Here is a 16,676-nt window from a genome sequence, read left to right on the forward strand (position 1 = left end):
GAAAGCTGCCGGTTATAAAAATAAGACCATGCGATGCATGGTCTTATTTTTATATGCGCAGACATCTGCCGGCAAGGCCGCAGGCCTGGCTGGCGATTCGCCGCATTTGCAGGACTGCGTTAGCGCGACGCGCAAATGCGAGCAGGGAGGCGTGCCGCGTGAGGCAGCTTTGAGGGAAGCAGCGGTTTGTTCTGAGCGACAGAGGATAGATAGAGAGCGGAAATTCCGGCTGGACAAATACTGCCGCATTTAGTATAATGATAAAGAGCTTCATAACGGACAGTTCGTAACCATCCTGTCCTAAAATAAAACTACGGGCGAGATACTGGCGCCTGCCAGTATTTTATTTTGTGTGTAAGGATTTCGTCTGTAGCGGATGAAATCCTTTTTTTGCGCCCGTTAGCGATTGTCTAACGGAGGTATAAGTTTGAAAGCGTTAGTATTATTGAGCGGCGGCGACGAGCTCTGCCATCGCTGCGGCGCCTGTATTGACCGTGAGGCGGCCTTTGCCGCCAACGGCGTAACCGACCCTTTGCTGAGAAAGGAGCATGAATGATGGAACGGCATTTGCAAAATCAAAAATTAGTTTTTTCGGCGCTGTGCATTGCGCTGTACATCGTTGTGATGCTTTGCACGCAAAGCTTTGCCTTCGGGCAGTACCAGATTCGTATCGCGACGGCGCTTTACGGCCTGAGCGCGTTGTTTCCCTTTCTCGCCGTGCCCTTCGGCCTGGCTAATATTATCAGCAATACGATAATGGGCGGCCTGGGGCTGCCGGATATTATCGGCGGCGGCGTTGTGGGGCTGCTGACCACCGGCGTGATTGTGTGGGGCAAGCGCTGTGGCTGCGGCAACTGGATTGTCGCTGCGGCAGTTACCTTAGTACCAGGCTTGGGCGTGCCTGTCTGGCTGTCGGCTATTTTAGATTTGCCGTATTGGCTGCTGGCTTCCAGCCTTTTGGTGGGGCAGGCCGTTTGCGGCGTGGTAAGTCTGTTTTTAGTATCCGCTTTGGAGCGCGTGGGCGCAGGCAAATTTTTTATTTTAGAAGGAGGGCGCAAGTAATGAGCAGCGGTAGAAGCAAGGAGGAACTACAGGGAGTGCATCTGTTAGGCCATAAGACGCAATATAAGAGCGATTATGCGCCGGAGGTTTTGGAAAGCTTCCCCAATAAGCATCCTGAAAACGATTATTTCGTCAAATTTAATTGTCCGGAGTTTACCAGCCTGTGTCCGATGACGGGCCAGCCTGATTTTGCGACGATTTATATTTCCTATGTGCCGGACGAGCGGCTGGTGGAAAGCAAATCCTTAAAGCTGTATCTGTTCAGCTTCCGCAATCACGGCGATTTTCACGAGGACTGCGTGAATATTATTATGAAGGATTTGATTAAGTTGCTGTCGCCTAAATATATCGAGGTGTGGGGTAAATTTTTGCCGCGCGGCGGCCTGTCCATCGACCCTTACGCCAACTATGGCAAGCCGGGTACGGAATGGGAAGCGGCGGCGAAAAAACGCCTGCTGATGCACGACTTGTATCCGGAAACTATTAACAACAGATAAAAATAAGGCTCCCGGCTTTCAGTACGCAGCGTACTGACGGACGGGAGCCTTTTGTCGTATATTTTATTTTGCCATGCGGTAGATAGCGGCCATATCCTGCTGGTTCAGCACCTTAAATTGGCCGATGGTGCGCGTGCCCATGAAGCTGCATTTATAAGCCAGCTCTTCAATTTGCGCTTCGGTCAGCTCGGCTCCGATTAAGGTGTGGATATCGGTGGGCATACCGATATGGCGGAAGAAGCTTTCCATAGCGGCGATGCCTTCGAGCGCGGTGGCTTCGGGGTCGCGGTAATTATAGGGCAAGCCGAAAACGTTTACCGCCAGCTGAGCGAAGCGGGCGATATTTTCGCGGCAGACGTAGCGGGCCCAGCTGCCCCAAATTGCCGCAAGGCCTGCGCCGTGGGCGACGCCGAAGACGCCGCTGAGCTCGTGCTCCAGCTGATGGCAGGACCAGTCGCCAAAGTCGCGGTCGCCGGTAGTTCCGTTGTGGGACAGCGTGCCGCTCCACATAATTTCGGCGCGGGCGTCGTAGTCCTCCGGATTTTTCAGCGCAATTTTGGCGTTGCGCATAACGCCGCGCAGCAGCGCTTCGGCAATGCTGTCTGTTAAGTGCAGCGCCTGCGCCTTGGGCGTGGTGAAATAACGCTCCAGGGTGTGCACCATAATATCCGTGCAGCCGCTGGCCGTCTGGTAGGCGGGCAGGGTGTAGGTCAGCTGCGGGTTGAGTACGGCGAATTTGCAGTAGCAGTAATCGGTGTTCAAGCCGCGCTTGAGCAGGCCGTCCTCGTTGGTGATGACGGAAGAATTGCTCATTTCGCTGCCGGCCGCCGCGATGGTCAGCACTGTGCCTAGGGGAGCGCAGGCGGCGATTTCCTTTTTGCGCAGATAGTAGTCCCAAACGTCGCCGGGATTGGTCAGGCCGTAGCCGATGGCCTTGGCGCTGTCGATAACGCTGCCGCCGCCAACTGCTAAAATAAAATCTACGTTTTCCTTCCGGCACAGCTCCACGCCCTCGCGCACCTTACTGAGCAGGGGATTAGGCACTACGCCGCCCAAAAGGACGTAGTCCAGTCCGGCTTGCTGCAAGCTGGCGCAGATGCGGTCCAAAAGTCCGGATTTAACGGCGCTGCCGCCGCCGAAATGTACCAGTACCTTGTGGGCTCCGTATTTTTTGCACAGCTGCCCGGTCTGCTCTTCTGTATTTTTGCCAAAGACGATTTGCGTTGGCGCTTGAAATTTAAAATAATCCATTTAGCTTCAGCCTCCTTAAAAGCTTCGTCGTGCAGGCGCACCGCCTGCTCTTTAATTCTAGCACGACGCTGCGTTTTTGTAAAATAAGCCTGCGGTTTGCCAAGGCAAGCGGCCTTTGCTATAATTAAAAGAAAAACGGGAGGCGCGTTAAGATGCAATATATCGCTTGCTACGGCGATTCCCTGGTGCAGGGCTTTCCTTACGGCTCCAAATATTCTTGGACGGCGGCGGTGGAAAAGGCCGGAAAAATTAAAATGCTCAATTACGGTTTGTGCGGCGACTGCTGCGATGATATTTTGTTTCGCGTGCGGCAGTACGCGCTGCCGGAGTATGTGCAAAATATTTTATTCTTAAGCGGAGCCAACGATATTTTGCAGGGACGCAGACAGGAGGATATCTTGGAGGATTACCGCAGGCTTTTGGCCTGGTGCGCAGAAAAGCGCTACGCTTTATGCGTCGTTTTGCCATTGGTGAGCGCGGACGAATATTTTAACCGGCGCTTGCTGCAGCTGCGGCAGGATGTGGAGCTGCTGTGCGCAGGCAAAACTTTTCTTTTGGATTTGCAGCCGGCCATCGGGCTGGACGCCGGCGCGCGCAAGCGGGCTTATCTGGACGGCGTGCATCCCTTAGCCGCGACCTACGAAGCGATGGGCGCTTACGCCGCGCCGCTTTTGGAAAAGTGGTTGGCGGACGGGGCTGCGAAAAAAAGCGCAGCCTTGCAAATCAGAATTGCTCGTGCGGACGATTATAACGACGTAAGGGAATTTTATTATTCGTTGACCGACGCAATGCGGGATGCAGAATTTAAACCGGGCTGGGAAAAAGACGTGTACCCGGCGCAGAATTTTTTGCTGGAGTCGATTAAAAACGGCGAATTATATATTGGCGAAGTTGACGGTCGCTTGGCCGCCTGCATGGTAATAAACCATAAATATAACGAGAGTTATAAAAATATGCGCTGGGCTATCGACGCGTGGGATGAAGAGCTGCTGGTAGTTCACGCTTTAGGCGTACACCCGTCGTATTCCGGGCGGGGGTTGGCGCAGCAAATGACGCAGAAGGTTATCGACGTCGCCCGCGAAAATAAAATCAAAGCGATACGTCTGGACGTGCTGGAAGGCAATATTCCCGCAGAAAAAGCGTATTGCAAAAAGGGGTTTGTCTATCGCGGCGTCATAAAAATGTTTTATGAGGACACCGGCTGGACAAATTATAAATTGTTTGAATACCTGCTGGAGCGCGTATAGCAAAGAGCATAAAATGTTATTGCGTAAAAAAAGAGCTGCTACACTTTATTAGTGCAACAGCTCTCAAAATTTTTATGTGCGGTTCTTGCTCCACGGCAGCATGCTTTCGGGGATTTGCGCCAGCATAATGGCGGCGAAAACTAAAGCGCAGCCAAAAATTTCGCGGGCGCTCATGGCTTGTCCTAAAAAGAGCCAGCCGCTGAGCAGAGCGAAGGCCGATTCCAGACTCATGAGCATGCAGGCCAGCACCGGGCTGCAGTGCTTTTGCCCGGTGATTTGCAGGGTGTAAGCGACGCCGCTGGACATAATGCCGGCGTAGGCGATAGGAGCCCAGCCCTGCAGAACGCTGCTCCAGGAAGGATTTTCAAAAATCAGCATCAGCACGCCGTTAAGCACGGTGCAGGTGGCAAATTGCACGAGGGACAGGCGCACGCCGTCCAGATCGGTAATAATTTTATCGACGCAGATAATTTGTCCGGCAAAGCAAAAGGCGCAGATTAAAGTATAGAAGTCGCCCTTATTGATGGAAAAGCCTTCGTTGATACAGATAAAATACATGCCTACGGCGGCGACGGCTACGCCTGCCCATTGCAGCAGGCTTACGGAACGGCGCAGCACAAGAAAGCTGAGCAGCGGCACCAGCACGATGTACAGCGCGGTAATGAAGCCGCTTTTGCCTACGGTGGTGTACATAATGCCCAGCTGCTGCATAAAGCTTGCCAGGCTGAGCGCTATGCCGCAGAGCACGCCGCCTTTGAGCAGCCGTTCGCGGCGCAGCGGGTCCGTGGTTCCTGAAATAGTAAAGGGACGGCCGGAGATTTTATCGATAACAAAGCAGCAGCCCAGTAAAAAAATTGTGGCCAATACGCTGCGGGCGCAGTTAAAGGTCAGAGGCTCGGCGTAATTGCTGCCCAGACTCTGGGCAATGAAGGCCGTACCCCAAATAAAGGCGCAGGCCGTAAGCATTAAAATACCGCCTAAGCTGTTCTTTTTAGCGGGTGAATTATTCATAAAGCATCGCTCCCAAGCAAATAATATAACGCATTCTATTCTATCATATTTTAAGATGATGTACAAAGGCGACACGTTAAAAAATCGGCGCTGGCGCAGCTTTTGCGGCGGCGTTTTTTGTTGAGCATGCTCCCGCGCGGGACGCGGCTGTAAAGACAGCGAGAAAAAATACGGCGACAAAGGAGTAAGTGCAACATTAGCAAGGGGCGGGGTCTACAATGCGAAAAAACAAGATATTGTTTATAAAACTATTTACACGCACGATATATTGTGGTACAATAGGCTCATAACACAACGCGAGTCACTTATTTTGACTGACGTAAACGCGCAGGTTCAAGGCTTGTCCGCTGCCTGCGCTCCAAATGAAAATATATTATCGCTATCTGAAAGGAAGAATGAAAATGAAGGTTATCAAGCGCGACGGCGCCACCGTAGATTTTGACAGCAGTAAAATTGTCGTAGCTATTCAAAAGGCTAATGCGGCTGTCGATCCGGAATATCGCATCGAGGAGGACAAGATTCATAAGATTGCTAAAAATGTGCAGAACCGCAATCGTATGCGTCTGTTGGTTGAAGATATTCAGGATATGGTGGAGCATGGCTTGATGGACGAGGGCAAGTTCGAGCTGGCCAAGCAGTATATTATTTACCGTTACCAGCGCGCGCTGGTGCGCAAGGCCAACACCACCGACGAATCTATCCTGTCTTTGATTCGCAACAGCAATAAGGACGTGATGGAGGAAAATTCCAATAAGAACGCCACCATGGCCTCCACCCAGCGCGATTTAATTGCCGGCGAGGTGTCCAAGGATTTGACCAAGCGCATTATGCTGCCGGAAAAAATCAGCAAGGCTCACGAGGAGGGCGTGCTGCATTTTCACGACGCCGATTATTTTATTCAGCCGATTTTTAACTGCTGCCTGATAAATATTGGCGATATGCTGGACAACGGCACGGTGATGAACGGCAAGCTGATTGAAAGCCCCAGAAGCTTTCAGGTAGCCTGCACCGTTATGACCCAGATTATCGCTTCCGTAGCTTCCAGCCAGTACGGCGGACAGTCGGTGGATATCAGCCATCTGGGCAAATATCTGCGCCGCAGCTACGAAAAATTCAAGAACTGCATTTTAGAGGCGGCTGATAATCATGTGGACGCCGAAACTCTGGAGCAGCTGATTAACGAGCGCTTGCGCTACGAGCTGCGCAGCGGCGTGCAGACTATCCAATACCAAATCAATACCTTGATGACTACCAACGGCCAGTCCCCGTTCGTTACTTTGTTCCTGAATTTGCAGGAGGGCGACCCGTACCTCAAGGAAAACGCTATGATTGTGGAAGAAATTCTGCGCCAGCGTTTGCAGGGCATTAAAAACGATAAGGGCGTTTATGTAACGCCCGCTTTCCCCAAGTTGGTTTACGTTTTGGACGAGCACAACTGCCTGAAGGGCGGCAAGTACGATTATATTACCCGTCTGGCGGTAAAATGCAGCGCCAAGCGCATGTACCCCGACTATATCAGCGCCAAGAAGATGCGCGAAAATTACGAGGGCAATGTGTTCTCCCCGATGGGCTGCCGCAGCTTCCTGGCTCCCTGGAAGGACGAGAACGGCAAGTATAAATTTGAAGGCCGCTTCAACCAGGGCGTAGTGTCCATCAACCTGCCGCAGATAGGCATCGTAGCCGAAGGCGACGAGCAGAAGTTCTGGAAGCTTTTGGACGAACGCCTGGAGCTGTGCTACGAAGCGTTGATGTGCCGCCACAACGCTTTGATGGGTACGAAGAGCGACGTCAGCCCCGTACATTGGCAATACGGCGCTATCGCGCGTTTGGAAAAGGGCGAAACCATTGATAAATTCCTGGTAGACGGCTATTCCAGCATTTCCCTGGGCTATATCGGCTTGTACGAGGTTACTAAGCTGATGAAGGGCGTCAGCCACACTACGCCGGAGGGTGAAGAATTCGCTTTGCGCGTTATGAACAGACTGCGCGGCGCTTGCGATAAATGGAAAGCGCAGACCGGCATCGGCTTCGCGCTGTACGGCACGCCGGCCGAAAGCCTGTGCTACCGCTTCGCGCGTATCGACAAAGAACGCTTCGGCACGATTCCCGACGTAACCGATAAGGGTTACTATACCAATTCCTATCATGTGGACGTGCGCGAGGACATCGACGCTTTCAGCAAATTTAAATTTGAAAGCCAGTTCCAAAAAATTTCCTCCGGCGGCGCGATTTCCTATGTAGAAATTCCCAATATGCGCCATAATACGGAAGCCTTGGAGGAAGTCGTTAAATTTATCTACGACAATATCCAGTACGCCGAATTTAATACTAAATCCGACTACTGCCATGTGTGCGGTTTTGACGGCGAAATTACCATCAACGACGATAACGAATGGGAATGCCCCGTTTGCCACAATAAGGACCACGGCAAGATGACCGTTATCCGCCGTACCTGCGGCTATTTGGGCGAAAATTTCTGGAATGTGGGCAAGACGAAGGAAATCAAGGCCCGCGTAATGCACTTGTAAGAGGGTGAGCCTTTATGAATTACGCAACGATTAAAAATCTGGATATCGCCAACGGCCCCGGCCTGCGCGTATCCTTATTCGTCAGCGGCTGCACGCACCATTGCAAGGGCTGCTTTAACCCCGAAGCCTGGGATTTTAATTACGGCCAGCCCTTTACGCAGGAAACGGAGGAAAAAATTTTCCGCCTGCTGGAAAACGGCCATATCCGCGGGCTGAGCCTTTTGGGCGGCGAGCCCTTCGAGCCGGCCAACCAGGCGGCGCTGCTGCCCTTCCTGCGGCGGTTTAAAGAAAAATTTCCGCAGAAGGATTTGTGGTGCTACAGCGGTTATAATTTTGAAAAGGATATGCTGACCGGCAATTTAGGGCCGTGGGAGATTACCAAGGAGATGCTATCCTACATCGATATTTTGGTGGACGGCGAATTTGTGCTGGAGCTGAAAAATCCTAACCTGCGTTTTCGCGGCAGCGCCAATCAGCGCGTGATTAGCGTGCAGGACTCGTTAAGAGAGGATAAGGTTGTGTTGTGGGACGATGAGGAAGGCCTGCTGGTATAAGTTGGTTTATCGTTTCAGCAAAATAAAAAACAGAACGGGATTTCTTATCGTAAAACGCGATGGTAAAGAGTGTTCGCTCTGAATAAAGTAAAGTTGAACGCCTTGACGGCGCTGCGGAAGCAGAGCTGTCAGGGCGTTTTTTGCTGCCTGCGCAACGCAGCAGACACGTTAGTGTCCAACACAAAAGTCGCTCGACGCGACTTTTGTTTGACAGGGGGGGACAAGCGTATATAATAAAATAGAATAGGGTAAGGCGTGTAATTTTTGAGTATCCATTTTACTTATTTATATAAAGGCTGTAGCCAATATTCTGGATTGGAGGGCGTATTATGAACAAGGTATTTAAAGTGGTTTGGAGCAAGGCGCGAGGCTGTTACGTCGTAGCGTCCGAATTTGCTAAAAGCCATACCAAAGGTGGAAGGTCAATGAAGACTATGGTTGTTGCAACAGCGGCGGCGCTGACGTTGGGGATGAACGGGCTGGCGTTGGCGGCGGTGGATACAACACCTGGTACAGGTGATGGCGTAGCTATTGGCACTAACAGTGAAGCATTGAAAGATACTGATACAGCCATTGGTAAAGGCGCGCAAGCGAAAGGAACTGAATATGACACCGTGGATAAAGATAGTAACGCAATAAAGCCTTCTGGCAACACTACGGCGATAGGCAGCAATAGCTTTGCGCAATATTCAGGCAGTACTGCAATAGGCGTTGGCGCTAAAGCATCGGGTGGACAATGGACTATAACTATTGATGGAAAAACTTATCAACGTATGGGTAATAGCACGGCCGTAGGTTATTTATCTGAAGCTACAGTGTATGATAGTACGGCATTGGGTTATACTTCTAAAGCAAGCAGCAGGGCTGCCGTGGCGCTGGGCGCTAGGGCGAACGCTTCCGGCGAAGCCAGCGTGGCGACAGGCGCTTCGTCCCTGGCACATGAAAAATTCAGCGCAGCATATGGCGCTGAAAGCAAAGCCTACGGAAACTATGGCACAGCTTTAGGCGCAGGCGCGCAAACAGGTTTGGCGAAGAAGTACGATGCTAGTGGAAATGAAATAATAGACCCTACATATTCGGCTGATGAATTAAATACTGCTACATCTGAAGGTACGGCAGTTGGCTTTACCGCCGTAGCAAGCAATAGGGCTGCTACAGCCTTGGGCGCTAGGGCGAACGCGTCTGGGGAAGCCGGTATAGCGGCAGGCGCTTCGTCCGTAGCACATGAAAAATACAGCGCGGCCTTTGGCGCTGAAAGTAAAGCTTACGGGGAAAACGGCACAGCTTTAGGCGCTGGAGCGCAAACAGGCTTGGAGAAAAGATATGATGATAATGGAAATGAAATTCAATATACAGAGAAGGAAATTAAAGAGTTAGCTGAAAATAATAAAATTACAAAAGACGGCACGGCTGTAGGTACTGATGCCGTAGCGAGCAATAGGGCTGCTGCAGCTTTGGGCGCTAGGTCTACTGCCTCCGGTGACGCTAGTATTGCCTTAGGCGCTTCGTCTACTGCGTCCGGAGAAAGCAGCGCGGCCTTAGGTTCTTTATCTACGGCATCTGGGGCAAGTAGCACGGCGTTAGGCGCTTCGTCTACTGCGTCTGAAGATGAAAGCACAGCGTTAGGTACTCAATCTACTGCTTCAGGAAAAAAGAGTATGGCCTTGGGCGTTAGGTCTACAGCATCTGGAGAAGCAAGCGTTACTCTAGGCGTTGGTGCTACTGCGGCTGGCGATAATAGTTTGGCTTTAGGTACTTCTTCTACTGTATATGGAGATAGAAGTATAGCCATAGGGTATAATGCGACTATAGGTGGTAATGCACATGACAGTATAGCAATTGGTAAAGAGTCTGGTGCAAGCGGTCCTGTTAGTATGGCTTTAGGGCGTAAAGCTACAGCATCTGCAACTTATGGTATGGCGCTGGGCGTTTCTTCTACTGCATCTGGAAACAGTAGTTTAGCTTTAGGTTATCAAGCTACAGCTGGTCATGCTAACAGCGTAGCTTTAGGCGACAACTCTGCCACCGCTGCTGCTGTAGGAACAAGTAACTTTACTTTAACAAAATTAGTTAATAAGAATGGCAAGCTGGAAGAGGCAGACATAATATTTGGAACTTTTGCCGGAAATTCTCCGACTGGTACTGTAAGTATTGGCAGCGACAGTATTAAACGCACTCTTACCAACTTAGCTGCGGGCAGAATTACTGCAACTAGTACGGACGCTATCAACGGCAGCCAGCTTTTTGCTGTAGCCGATGGCTTGCAAAATCAAATTAACGACCTTAATCAGAAAATTACTGAGGGCGACCATTATCATACTGTCAACGGAAATGCTTCTCAAACTGGAACAGGCGGCGCTACTACTGGCGGAGATACTGGCAGCAGCACTACTACGACTAACGCAGGTTCAGAAAGTTCTAGCAGCAGCGCTACTGCGGGCACTGCTCCTACAGGCGACAAACCTGAACTGAATAATGGATATGTTGGCAAGGACGGCAATTTATCCATTAAATATGCTACCGATGACGACGGTAAAAGATATTACGATATCAGTATGAATTCTGACCTTAAATTGAACAGCGTAACCTTTGGCGGTACTGTTGTTAATGAAGGCGGCATGAAGTTTAACGATACTCATTATGTTACTAATAAAGAAATCAAGATGGGCGACACCGTAATCAACGACAACAGCGTTAAGGTTGGCGATACCATCAATATCGACAACAGCACTAAGAATATCAGCGTTGGCAAGGACGTTAATATCGATATGGGCGACAACCAGATCCATAACGTCGCCGCCGGTACTGCCGATACCGACGCCGTTAATTATGGCCAGTTGAAGCAGGTGGAGCAGAATATTACCAATAACTCCGTGCAAATCAATAAGCTGGGCGACCGCATCGACAAGGTGGGCGCAGGCGCCGCCGCGTTGGCCGCGCTGCACCCGCTGGACTTCGACCCGGACGACAAATTTTACCTGAGCGCGGGCTACGGCAATTATCGCGGCGAAAACGCTGCGGCCATCGGCGCGTTCTACCAGCCCAACGACGATACGCTGTTCAGCGTGTCCAGCACCGTGGGCAACGACGACGATATGATTAACGCGGGCGTAACCTGGCGCTTCGGTCAGAGCAGCAATCAGTCTCGCTCTAAGAAAGCCATGGCGAAGGAAATTATCGAGCTGCGCACCGAGGTGGCGGAGCTGAAAGCGATGGTCTACAACCTGACGGGTTACGGCCTGGATTTGGAAAAGACGAAAATCTTCCCGGATACTCCGGAAAACCATTGGGCTTACGATTATGTGGCCGTGGCAGCCGGCAACGGCATTTTGGAGGGTTATCCTGACGGGCAGTTCGACGGCAGCAGGCCGATGACACGCTACGAGATGGCGGCTGTGGTATACCGTTTGCTGAAGAGAGGCGCGCAGGTGGATAACCGTATGCTGCTGGAATTTGCGCCGGAGCTGGCTCGCATTAAGGTGGATACCGTGACCAGGCATAAGGACGGCACGCCGTCTATCCAGCGCGTGCGCGTTATCGAGGGCCGCGGCTAAGAGCGGGTAAAGCGTTTACGAGATTCAGTTTTGAGCATAGAGTGGAGGTAGTAAACAATGAATAAGATATTGATGTCGGTCGCGTTGTGCGGGCTGCTGGCGTTTGCCGCCAGTGGTCTGGCTGCCGCGCCGGAGGAAAATAAAGCTGCGGAGCCGCAGGTTGCCGCAGAGCAAAAGCTGACTGAACAAAAAGAACCCGAAGAAATTACCTTGCAGGTGACGATTACGGGACACGAAGAGGGACGCATCTACAAGGTGACGGACGAGCAGGGCAACGTGCTGCGCGCGGACCTGGGCAAACATGGCGGACGTATGCTGAACCGCCATCCCTTCCTGCTGACGGCAGAGGTGGTGCAGGACGAGCGGGGCGAGCTACTGCAGCTTAAACAAGTGGAGTACAACGACCCTGCGCCGCTGATTGAAAAGCCCACAGCGCCAACCGCATCCGCCGCGGTGGAGCAGGATGCGGCTACGCCGGAAGAAGCGCGCGACGTGGCTTACAGCCATGAGCTGAGCAAGAGCCAGCAAAAGGGTTTTTACCAAAATAATGTTGGCAGTATAGCCGACGAGGATTTAGCTTTGTATAAAAAGACGGAAGTAACTGCTATTGCCAGCGAAGCGGCGGGAACGAAGGTTGCCTTTATAGGCAGTGCTGCGGCAACCGTCGTAAAGGACGAGGTTATGCGCTTTTGGGGCGGCCCGACGAAGGGCGGCTATGTCAAAGTAGTAATGAACGGCGCTTACGTGCCCTTGGGGCAGCGAAGCGTGGTCTACGGCACGGTGCAGGAGGACGGCAGCGTATCGCTGGAGCGCTTGGATAGTATAGCTTCTTAGGCTCCTAAAGCTAAATAAAAAATAAAAACAGCACCTGCATTGCAGGTGCTGTTTTTATTTAGAAAATTAAGCCATAGCGTTAACTTTTTTGGCAAGTCTGGATTTTTTGCGAGCTGCGGCATTCTTATGAATGATGCCTTTGCGAGCTGCTTTATCGAGCAAACCGGAAGCAACAGCCAAGGTAGCTTGAGCGTCTTCTTTAGCGGCGGTAGCAGTCATAGCGACAACCTTACGGGAAGCATTGCGGAGAGCTGCTTTAACCGGAGCGTTTTTAGCGCGGCGCTCTGCGTCGGTTTTTACACTGCGGATGGAAGATTTAATGTTCGGCAACGAATTTCACCTCCTGATAATTCTTGTACTGAACTATTTTAACACGCGCGGCGCTTTTGCGCAAGGGGTTTACTAAAATATTTGCCGCGTACAGAAGAATCATCTTTGCCTTAGCTTTTATGTTTACAGGCTTTAGCGAAGAATGCTATAATAAATAATACTGATAAAATATTTTCTGCAAAGGAGCTAGGCATTTAACGATGATTGAGCAGGATCACATTCGCAATTTTTCTATCATTGCCCATATAGATCACGGCAAGTCGACGCTGGCCGACCGCTTGATTGAATATACAGGAACTCTCAGCAAACGCGAAATGGAAGAACAAATTTTAGATTCCATGGATTTGGAGCGGGAGCGCGGCATTACCATTAAGGCGCAGGCGGTGCGCAGCATTTACAAGGCGCGCAGCGGCGAGGAATATATGCTGAATTTTATCGACACCCCCGGCCATGTGGATTTTACCTATGAGGTGTCGCGCGCGCTGGCGGCCTGCGAGGGCGCGCTGCTGGTTATCGACGCGACTCAGGGCATCGAGGCGCAGACACTGGCCAACGTTTATCTGGCGCTGGACAACGATTTGGAAATCGTGCCCGTTATCAATAAGATAGATCTGCCCAGCGCCGACCCGGAGCACGTAAAAAAAGAAATTGAGGACGTTATCGGCATCGACGCCAGCGACGCGGTGCTGTGCAGCGCCAAGACCGGCCTGGGCATCGATGATGTGCTGGAAGCCATCGTGGCCCGCATTCCTGCGCCGCAGGGTAGCGCTGAAGCGCCGCTCAAGGCTTTGGTTTTTGATTCCAAATTTGACGCCTATAAGGGCGTGGTGCTGTATGTGCGCGTAATGGAGGGCCGCATCCGCAAGGGTATGAAAATCCGCATGATGGCTACCGGCGCTGAATTTGAGGTTACCGAGGTAGGCTATTTTAAGCCCGGCCTGGTGAATGTGGACGAGCTGGAGGAGGGCCAGGTTGGTTTTTTGGCCGCCAGCATTAAAAACGTGAAGGACGCCCGCGTGGGCGACACGGTTACGGACGCCAATAATCCGGCGGAGCGGGCGCTGCCGGGCTACCGCAAGGCTACGCCCATGGTGTACTGCGGCCTGTACCCCGTAGAAAATTCCGATTACGACAATCTGCGCGACGCTTTGGAAAAGCTGCAGCTGAACGACGCTTCGCTGGTATTTGAGCCGGAAACGTCTACGGCTCTGGGCTTTGGCTTCCGCTGCGGCTTTTTGGGCTTGCTGCACATGGATGTTATCAAGGAGCGCTTGGAACGCGAGTATAATTTGAGCCTGATTACTACGGCTCCCAACGTAATTTACGAGGTTTTCCGCACCAACGGCGAGGTGGAGATGGTGGATAATCCTTCTTTGTTCCCCGACCCGACGCTTATCGACCATGTGGAGGAACCTTATGTCAACGCGACGATTATCGTGCCCAAGGATTATGTGGGCGCGGTCATGGAGCTTAGCCAGGAAAAGCGCGGCGAGTACGATAATATGACGTATCTGGACGATACCCGCGTGATGATTCATTATGCTCTGCCCTTGAGCGAGATTATTTTCGATTATTTCGACCGCTTGAAATCGGCGACCCGCGGTTACGCTTCTTTGGATTACGAGCTGAGCGGCTATCGCTATTCCAATCTGGTAAAGGTGGATATTCTGCTGAACGGCGACCCTGTGGACGCTTTGTCCGCCATTGTGCATAAGGACAGCGCTCAGGTGCGCGGTCGCCAGCTGGTGGAAAAGCTGCGCAGCCTGATTCCGCGGCAGATGTTTGAAATTCCCGTGCAGGCCGCTATCGGCAATAAGGTTATCGCCCGCGAAAATGTGCGCGCCATGCGCAAGGACGTTTTGGCCAAGTGCTACGGCGGCGATATCAGCCGTAAACGCAAGCTTTTGGAAAAGCAAAAGGAAGGTAAGAAGCGCATGAAGCAGGTGGGCAGCGTGGAGCTGCCGCAGGAGGCTTTCATGGCGATTTTGAAGATGGATTGAGCGCGATCAGTTTGCGATAAAGGTTGGTGAATGATTATGGTAGTTCAGATGCAGGGGCTGCTGTCCACGCTCAGCGTTTTGGACATTATCGACATTGCCGTCGTAGCCTACTTTCTCTATCGTTTATATTTGATGTTGAAAAATACCCGCGCCGCGACCCTGGTTAAGGGCTTGCTGGTGCTGGTGCTGATTATGATTATCTGCCGCTGGCTCAACCTGCACGTTATCAGCTGGCTGCTGGAAAAGAGCATGACGGTGATCATGGTAGCGCTGCCCGTAGTATTTCAGCCGGAGCTGCGCCGCGCCCTGGAGCAGATCGGCCGCGGCAAGCTGTTCCACAAGAGAAGCGAGCTGGACGAGCAGGAGCTGGAAGCTATGCTGGATTCAGTGGCCCATGCGACGAAGGTTATGAGCCGCGATAAGGTGGGCGCGCTGATGGTTTTTGAACGGGCGACCGGCCTGGTGGAGCGCATTGAAACAGGCGTGCCCATCGACGGCTTAGTCAGCAGCGGTTTGATTCAAAATATTTTCGTGAAGGATACGCCGTTGCACGACGGCGCTGTGGTGATTCGCGGCAACCGCATTGTGGCTGCCTGCTGCCTGCTGCCGCTGACGGAAAACCGCAATTTGAGCCAGGAGCTTGGTACGCGCCACCGCGCCGCTATCGGTATGTCGGAGCAGTCGGACGCTATGGTGCTGGTAGTCAGCGAGGAAACGGGCGCTATCTCTATCGCCCGCAACGGCGAGCTGATGCGCTACCTGACGGTGAACGACGTGAAGGAAATCCTGCGCCGGGCTATATTCCAGCCTCATGCGGCTATGAAGGTTTCCTTGGCCGACAGACTTAAAGGCTTGTGGGGCGGTGATAAAAAATGAAATTTTTTGAAAGATTAGCGCGTAAGGAAAATTTATTGGCGCGGATTATAAGCCTGCTGGTGGCCTGCGGTCTGTGGGTTTATGTGATGTCGGACCAAAACCCCATAGTGGAGCGCAGCGTGGAGGTGCGTTTGCAGCAGGCCAATCTGCCGAACAATATGATGGTTTTTAATGTGCCCGACAGGGTTATGGTAAAAATACGCGGTTCGCGCACTAAGGTCAGCGATAATTTTGACGGACGCCTGATGGCTTCGCTGAATTTAAAGAATGTGACCGAAGGACAGCAAAGCCTGCCTGTAAGGGTATCCTTTCCTGACGGCGAGGTGGTTTCGGTAACGCCGTCGGAAGTTTCCGTGTATGTGGATACGGTCAGCGAAAAGCAAGTGCCCGTAGTGCCGCGCGAGGTGGGAAATTCCAATGGCGATATGACCATCGGGCACAGCGTTATTACGCCGTCGGAGGTAACCTTGCGCGGCGCTACCCACCGCATCGATAAGGTGAATAAGGTAGTGGCTCCGGTCGACGTTACCGATAAGCAGGATAGTTTTCAGGTAGAAAGCGATTTGGTGGCGGTTAGCGACGACGGCTACGATATACCCAATATGCGCATCATTCCCGAACGGGTCATGGTGCAGGCGACCATGGTTAAGCAGCTGCTGTCCGCCGAGGTGCCAGTTCAGCTGGTTATGAGCGGTACGCTGCCGCAGGGGGCGGTAGTCACTAAAACGGAAATCGTCCCGAAATCGATCAGGGTGACGGCGCCGCCGTCGCTATTGAAAAAATTGAAATCCGTGAATACTAAGCCGGTCGACGTTACGACCTTGAACGGCAGCACGGCGGTCGCGGCGGAGCTGGACTTGCCGGACGGCGTTATTCCGGAAGTACGCAGCGTGCAGATTATGCTTTCGGTGGAAAGGCAGAATTAAGCGGCG

At 52.0% G+C, this 16,676-nt stretch carries 15 protein-coding genes; 12 read left to right on the top strand and 3 right to left on the bottom strand.

What is annotated here, in order from left to right:
* The 4 genes from Q4E64_RS10680 to queF form a co-directional block, all read left to right on the top strand.
* Positions 1 to 253: hypothetical protein (locus Q4E64_RS10680; RefSeq protein ID WP_303167899.1), on the top strand; the 253-nt coding region annotated here is incomplete at its 5' end.
* A gap of 174 nt (positions 254 to 427) precedes the next feature.
* A complete protein-coding gene (locus Q4E64_RS10685) occupies positions 428 to 556 on the top strand; it encodes a hypothetical protein (protein WP_303167900.1) in 129 nt (42 codons plus the stop codon).
* Positions 553 to 1,062: a QueT transporter family protein gene (locus tag Q4E64_RS10690; protein ID WP_303167901.1), complete on the top strand. Its 510-nt coding sequence runs from the start codon at positions 553 to 555 to the stop codon at positions 1,060 to 1,062. Before Q4E64_RS10685 ends, Q4E64_RS10690 begins: the two co-directional genes overlap by 4 nt.
* On the top strand, positions 1,062 to 1,559 hold the full coding sequence (queF, locus tag Q4E64_RS10695) for a preQ(1) synthase (protein WP_303167902.1): 498 nt from the start codon (positions 1,062 to 1,064) through the stop codon (positions 1,557 to 1,559). The genes Q4E64_RS10690 and queF overlap by 1 nt, the downstream gene beginning before the upstream one ends.
* Before the next feature lie 63 nt (positions 1,560 to 1,622).
* Here queF and Q4E64_RS10700 read toward each other — a convergent pair whose 3' ends face one another.
* Positions 1,623 to 2,810 carry an iron-containing alcohol dehydrogenase gene (locus Q4E64_RS10700; protein ID WP_303167903.1) on the bottom strand — a complete coding sequence of 396 codons (1,188 nt, stop codon included), beginning with the start codon at positions 2,808 to 2,810 and terminating at the stop codon, positions 1,623 to 1,625.
* A 152-nt stretch (positions 2,811 to 2,962) separates the two neighbouring features.
* On the opposite strand from Q4E64_RS10700, the gene Q4E64_RS10705 reads away from it, so the two are divergent.
* Positions 2,963 to 4,057 carry a GNAT family N-acetyltransferase gene (locus Q4E64_RS10705; RefSeq protein WP_303167904.1) on the top strand — a complete coding sequence of 365 codons (1,095 nt, stop codon included), beginning with the start codon at positions 2,963 to 2,965 and terminating at the stop codon, positions 4,055 to 4,057.
* Positions 4,058 to 4,129: 72 nt separating this feature from the next.
* On the opposite strand, the gene Q4E64_RS10710 is transcribed toward Q4E64_RS10705, so the two are convergent.
* Positions 4,130 to 5,068, bottom strand: coding sequence for a DMT family transporter (locus tag Q4E64_RS10710; protein WP_303167905.1), 939 nt, complete (start codon positions 5,066 to 5,068; stop codon positions 4,130 to 4,132).
* A gap of 401 nt (positions 5,069 to 5,469) precedes the next feature.
* Between Q4E64_RS10710 and nrdD the strand changes: the two genes are divergently transcribed.
* From nrdD to Q4E64_RS10730, 4 genes are all read left to right on the top strand, one after another.
* A complete protein-coding gene (gene nrdD, locus Q4E64_RS10715; protein WP_303167906.1) occupies positions 5,470 to 7,596 on the top strand; it encodes an anaerobic ribonucleoside-triphosphate reductase in 2,127 nt (708 codons plus the stop codon).
* Positions 7,597 to 7,610: 14 nt separating this feature from the next.
* Complete coding sequence (gene nrdG / locus Q4E64_RS10720; protein ID WP_303167907.1) at positions 7,611 to 8,150, top strand: anaerobic ribonucleoside-triphosphate reductase activating protein; 540 nt, start codon at positions 7,611 to 7,613, stop codon at positions 8,148 to 8,150.
* A 329-nt stretch (positions 8,151 to 8,479) separates the two neighbouring features.
* A complete protein-coding gene (locus tag Q4E64_RS10725) occupies positions 8,480 to 11,704 on the top strand; it encodes an ESPR-type extended signal peptide-containing protein (RefSeq protein WP_303167908.1) in 3,225 nt (1,074 codons plus the stop codon).
* Between the two features lie 57 nt (positions 11,705 to 11,761).
* Positions 11,762 to 12,538 carry a hypothetical protein gene (locus tag Q4E64_RS10730; RefSeq protein ID WP_303167909.1) on the top strand — a complete coding sequence of 259 codons (777 nt, stop codon included), beginning with the start codon at positions 11,762 to 11,764 and terminating at the stop codon, positions 12,536 to 12,538.
* Between the two features lie 66 nt (positions 12,539 to 12,604).
* On the opposite strand, the gene rpsT is transcribed toward Q4E64_RS10730, so the two are convergent.
* Positions 12,605 to 12,868, bottom strand: coding sequence for a 30S ribosomal protein S20 (gene rpsT / locus Q4E64_RS10735; RefSeq protein ID WP_303167910.1), 264 nt, complete (start codon positions 12,866 to 12,868; stop codon positions 12,605 to 12,607).
* 203 nt (positions 12,869 to 13,071) lie between these two features.
* Between rpsT and lepA the strand changes: the two genes are divergently transcribed.
* Genes lepA through Q4E64_RS10750 form a run of 3 tightly spaced genes read left to right on the top strand, consistent with a single transcriptional unit; the run spans position 13,072 to position 16,670 of the window.
* Entirely contained in the window at positions 13,072 to 14,868 is a 1,797-nt protein-coding gene (lepA, locus tag Q4E64_RS10740) for a translation elongation factor 4 (RefSeq protein ID WP_368501576.1), read from the top strand.
* A gap of 36 nt (positions 14,869 to 14,904) precedes the next feature.
* Positions 14,905 to 15,744: a diadenylate cyclase CdaA gene (cdaA, locus tag Q4E64_RS10745; RefSeq protein ID WP_368501578.1), complete on the top strand. Its 840-nt coding sequence runs from the start codon at positions 14,905 to 14,907 to the stop codon at positions 15,742 to 15,744.
* The gene (locus tag Q4E64_RS10750; protein ID WP_303167913.1) at positions 15,741 to 16,670 is read left to right on the top strand and encodes a YbbR-like domain-containing protein; all 930 of its coding nucleotides are present in this window, start codon (positions 15,741 to 15,743) and stop codon (positions 16,668 to 16,670) included. The genes cdaA and Q4E64_RS10750 overlap by 4 nt, the downstream gene beginning before the upstream one ends.
* Positions 16,671 to 16,676: the final 6 nt, after the last annotated feature.

This window comes from Phascolarctobacterium sp., from assembly GCF_030531065.1.
In the GTDB taxonomy this organism is placed as follows: domain Bacteria; phylum Bacillota; class Negativicutes; order Acidaminococcales; family Acidaminococcaceae; genus Phascolarctobacterium_A.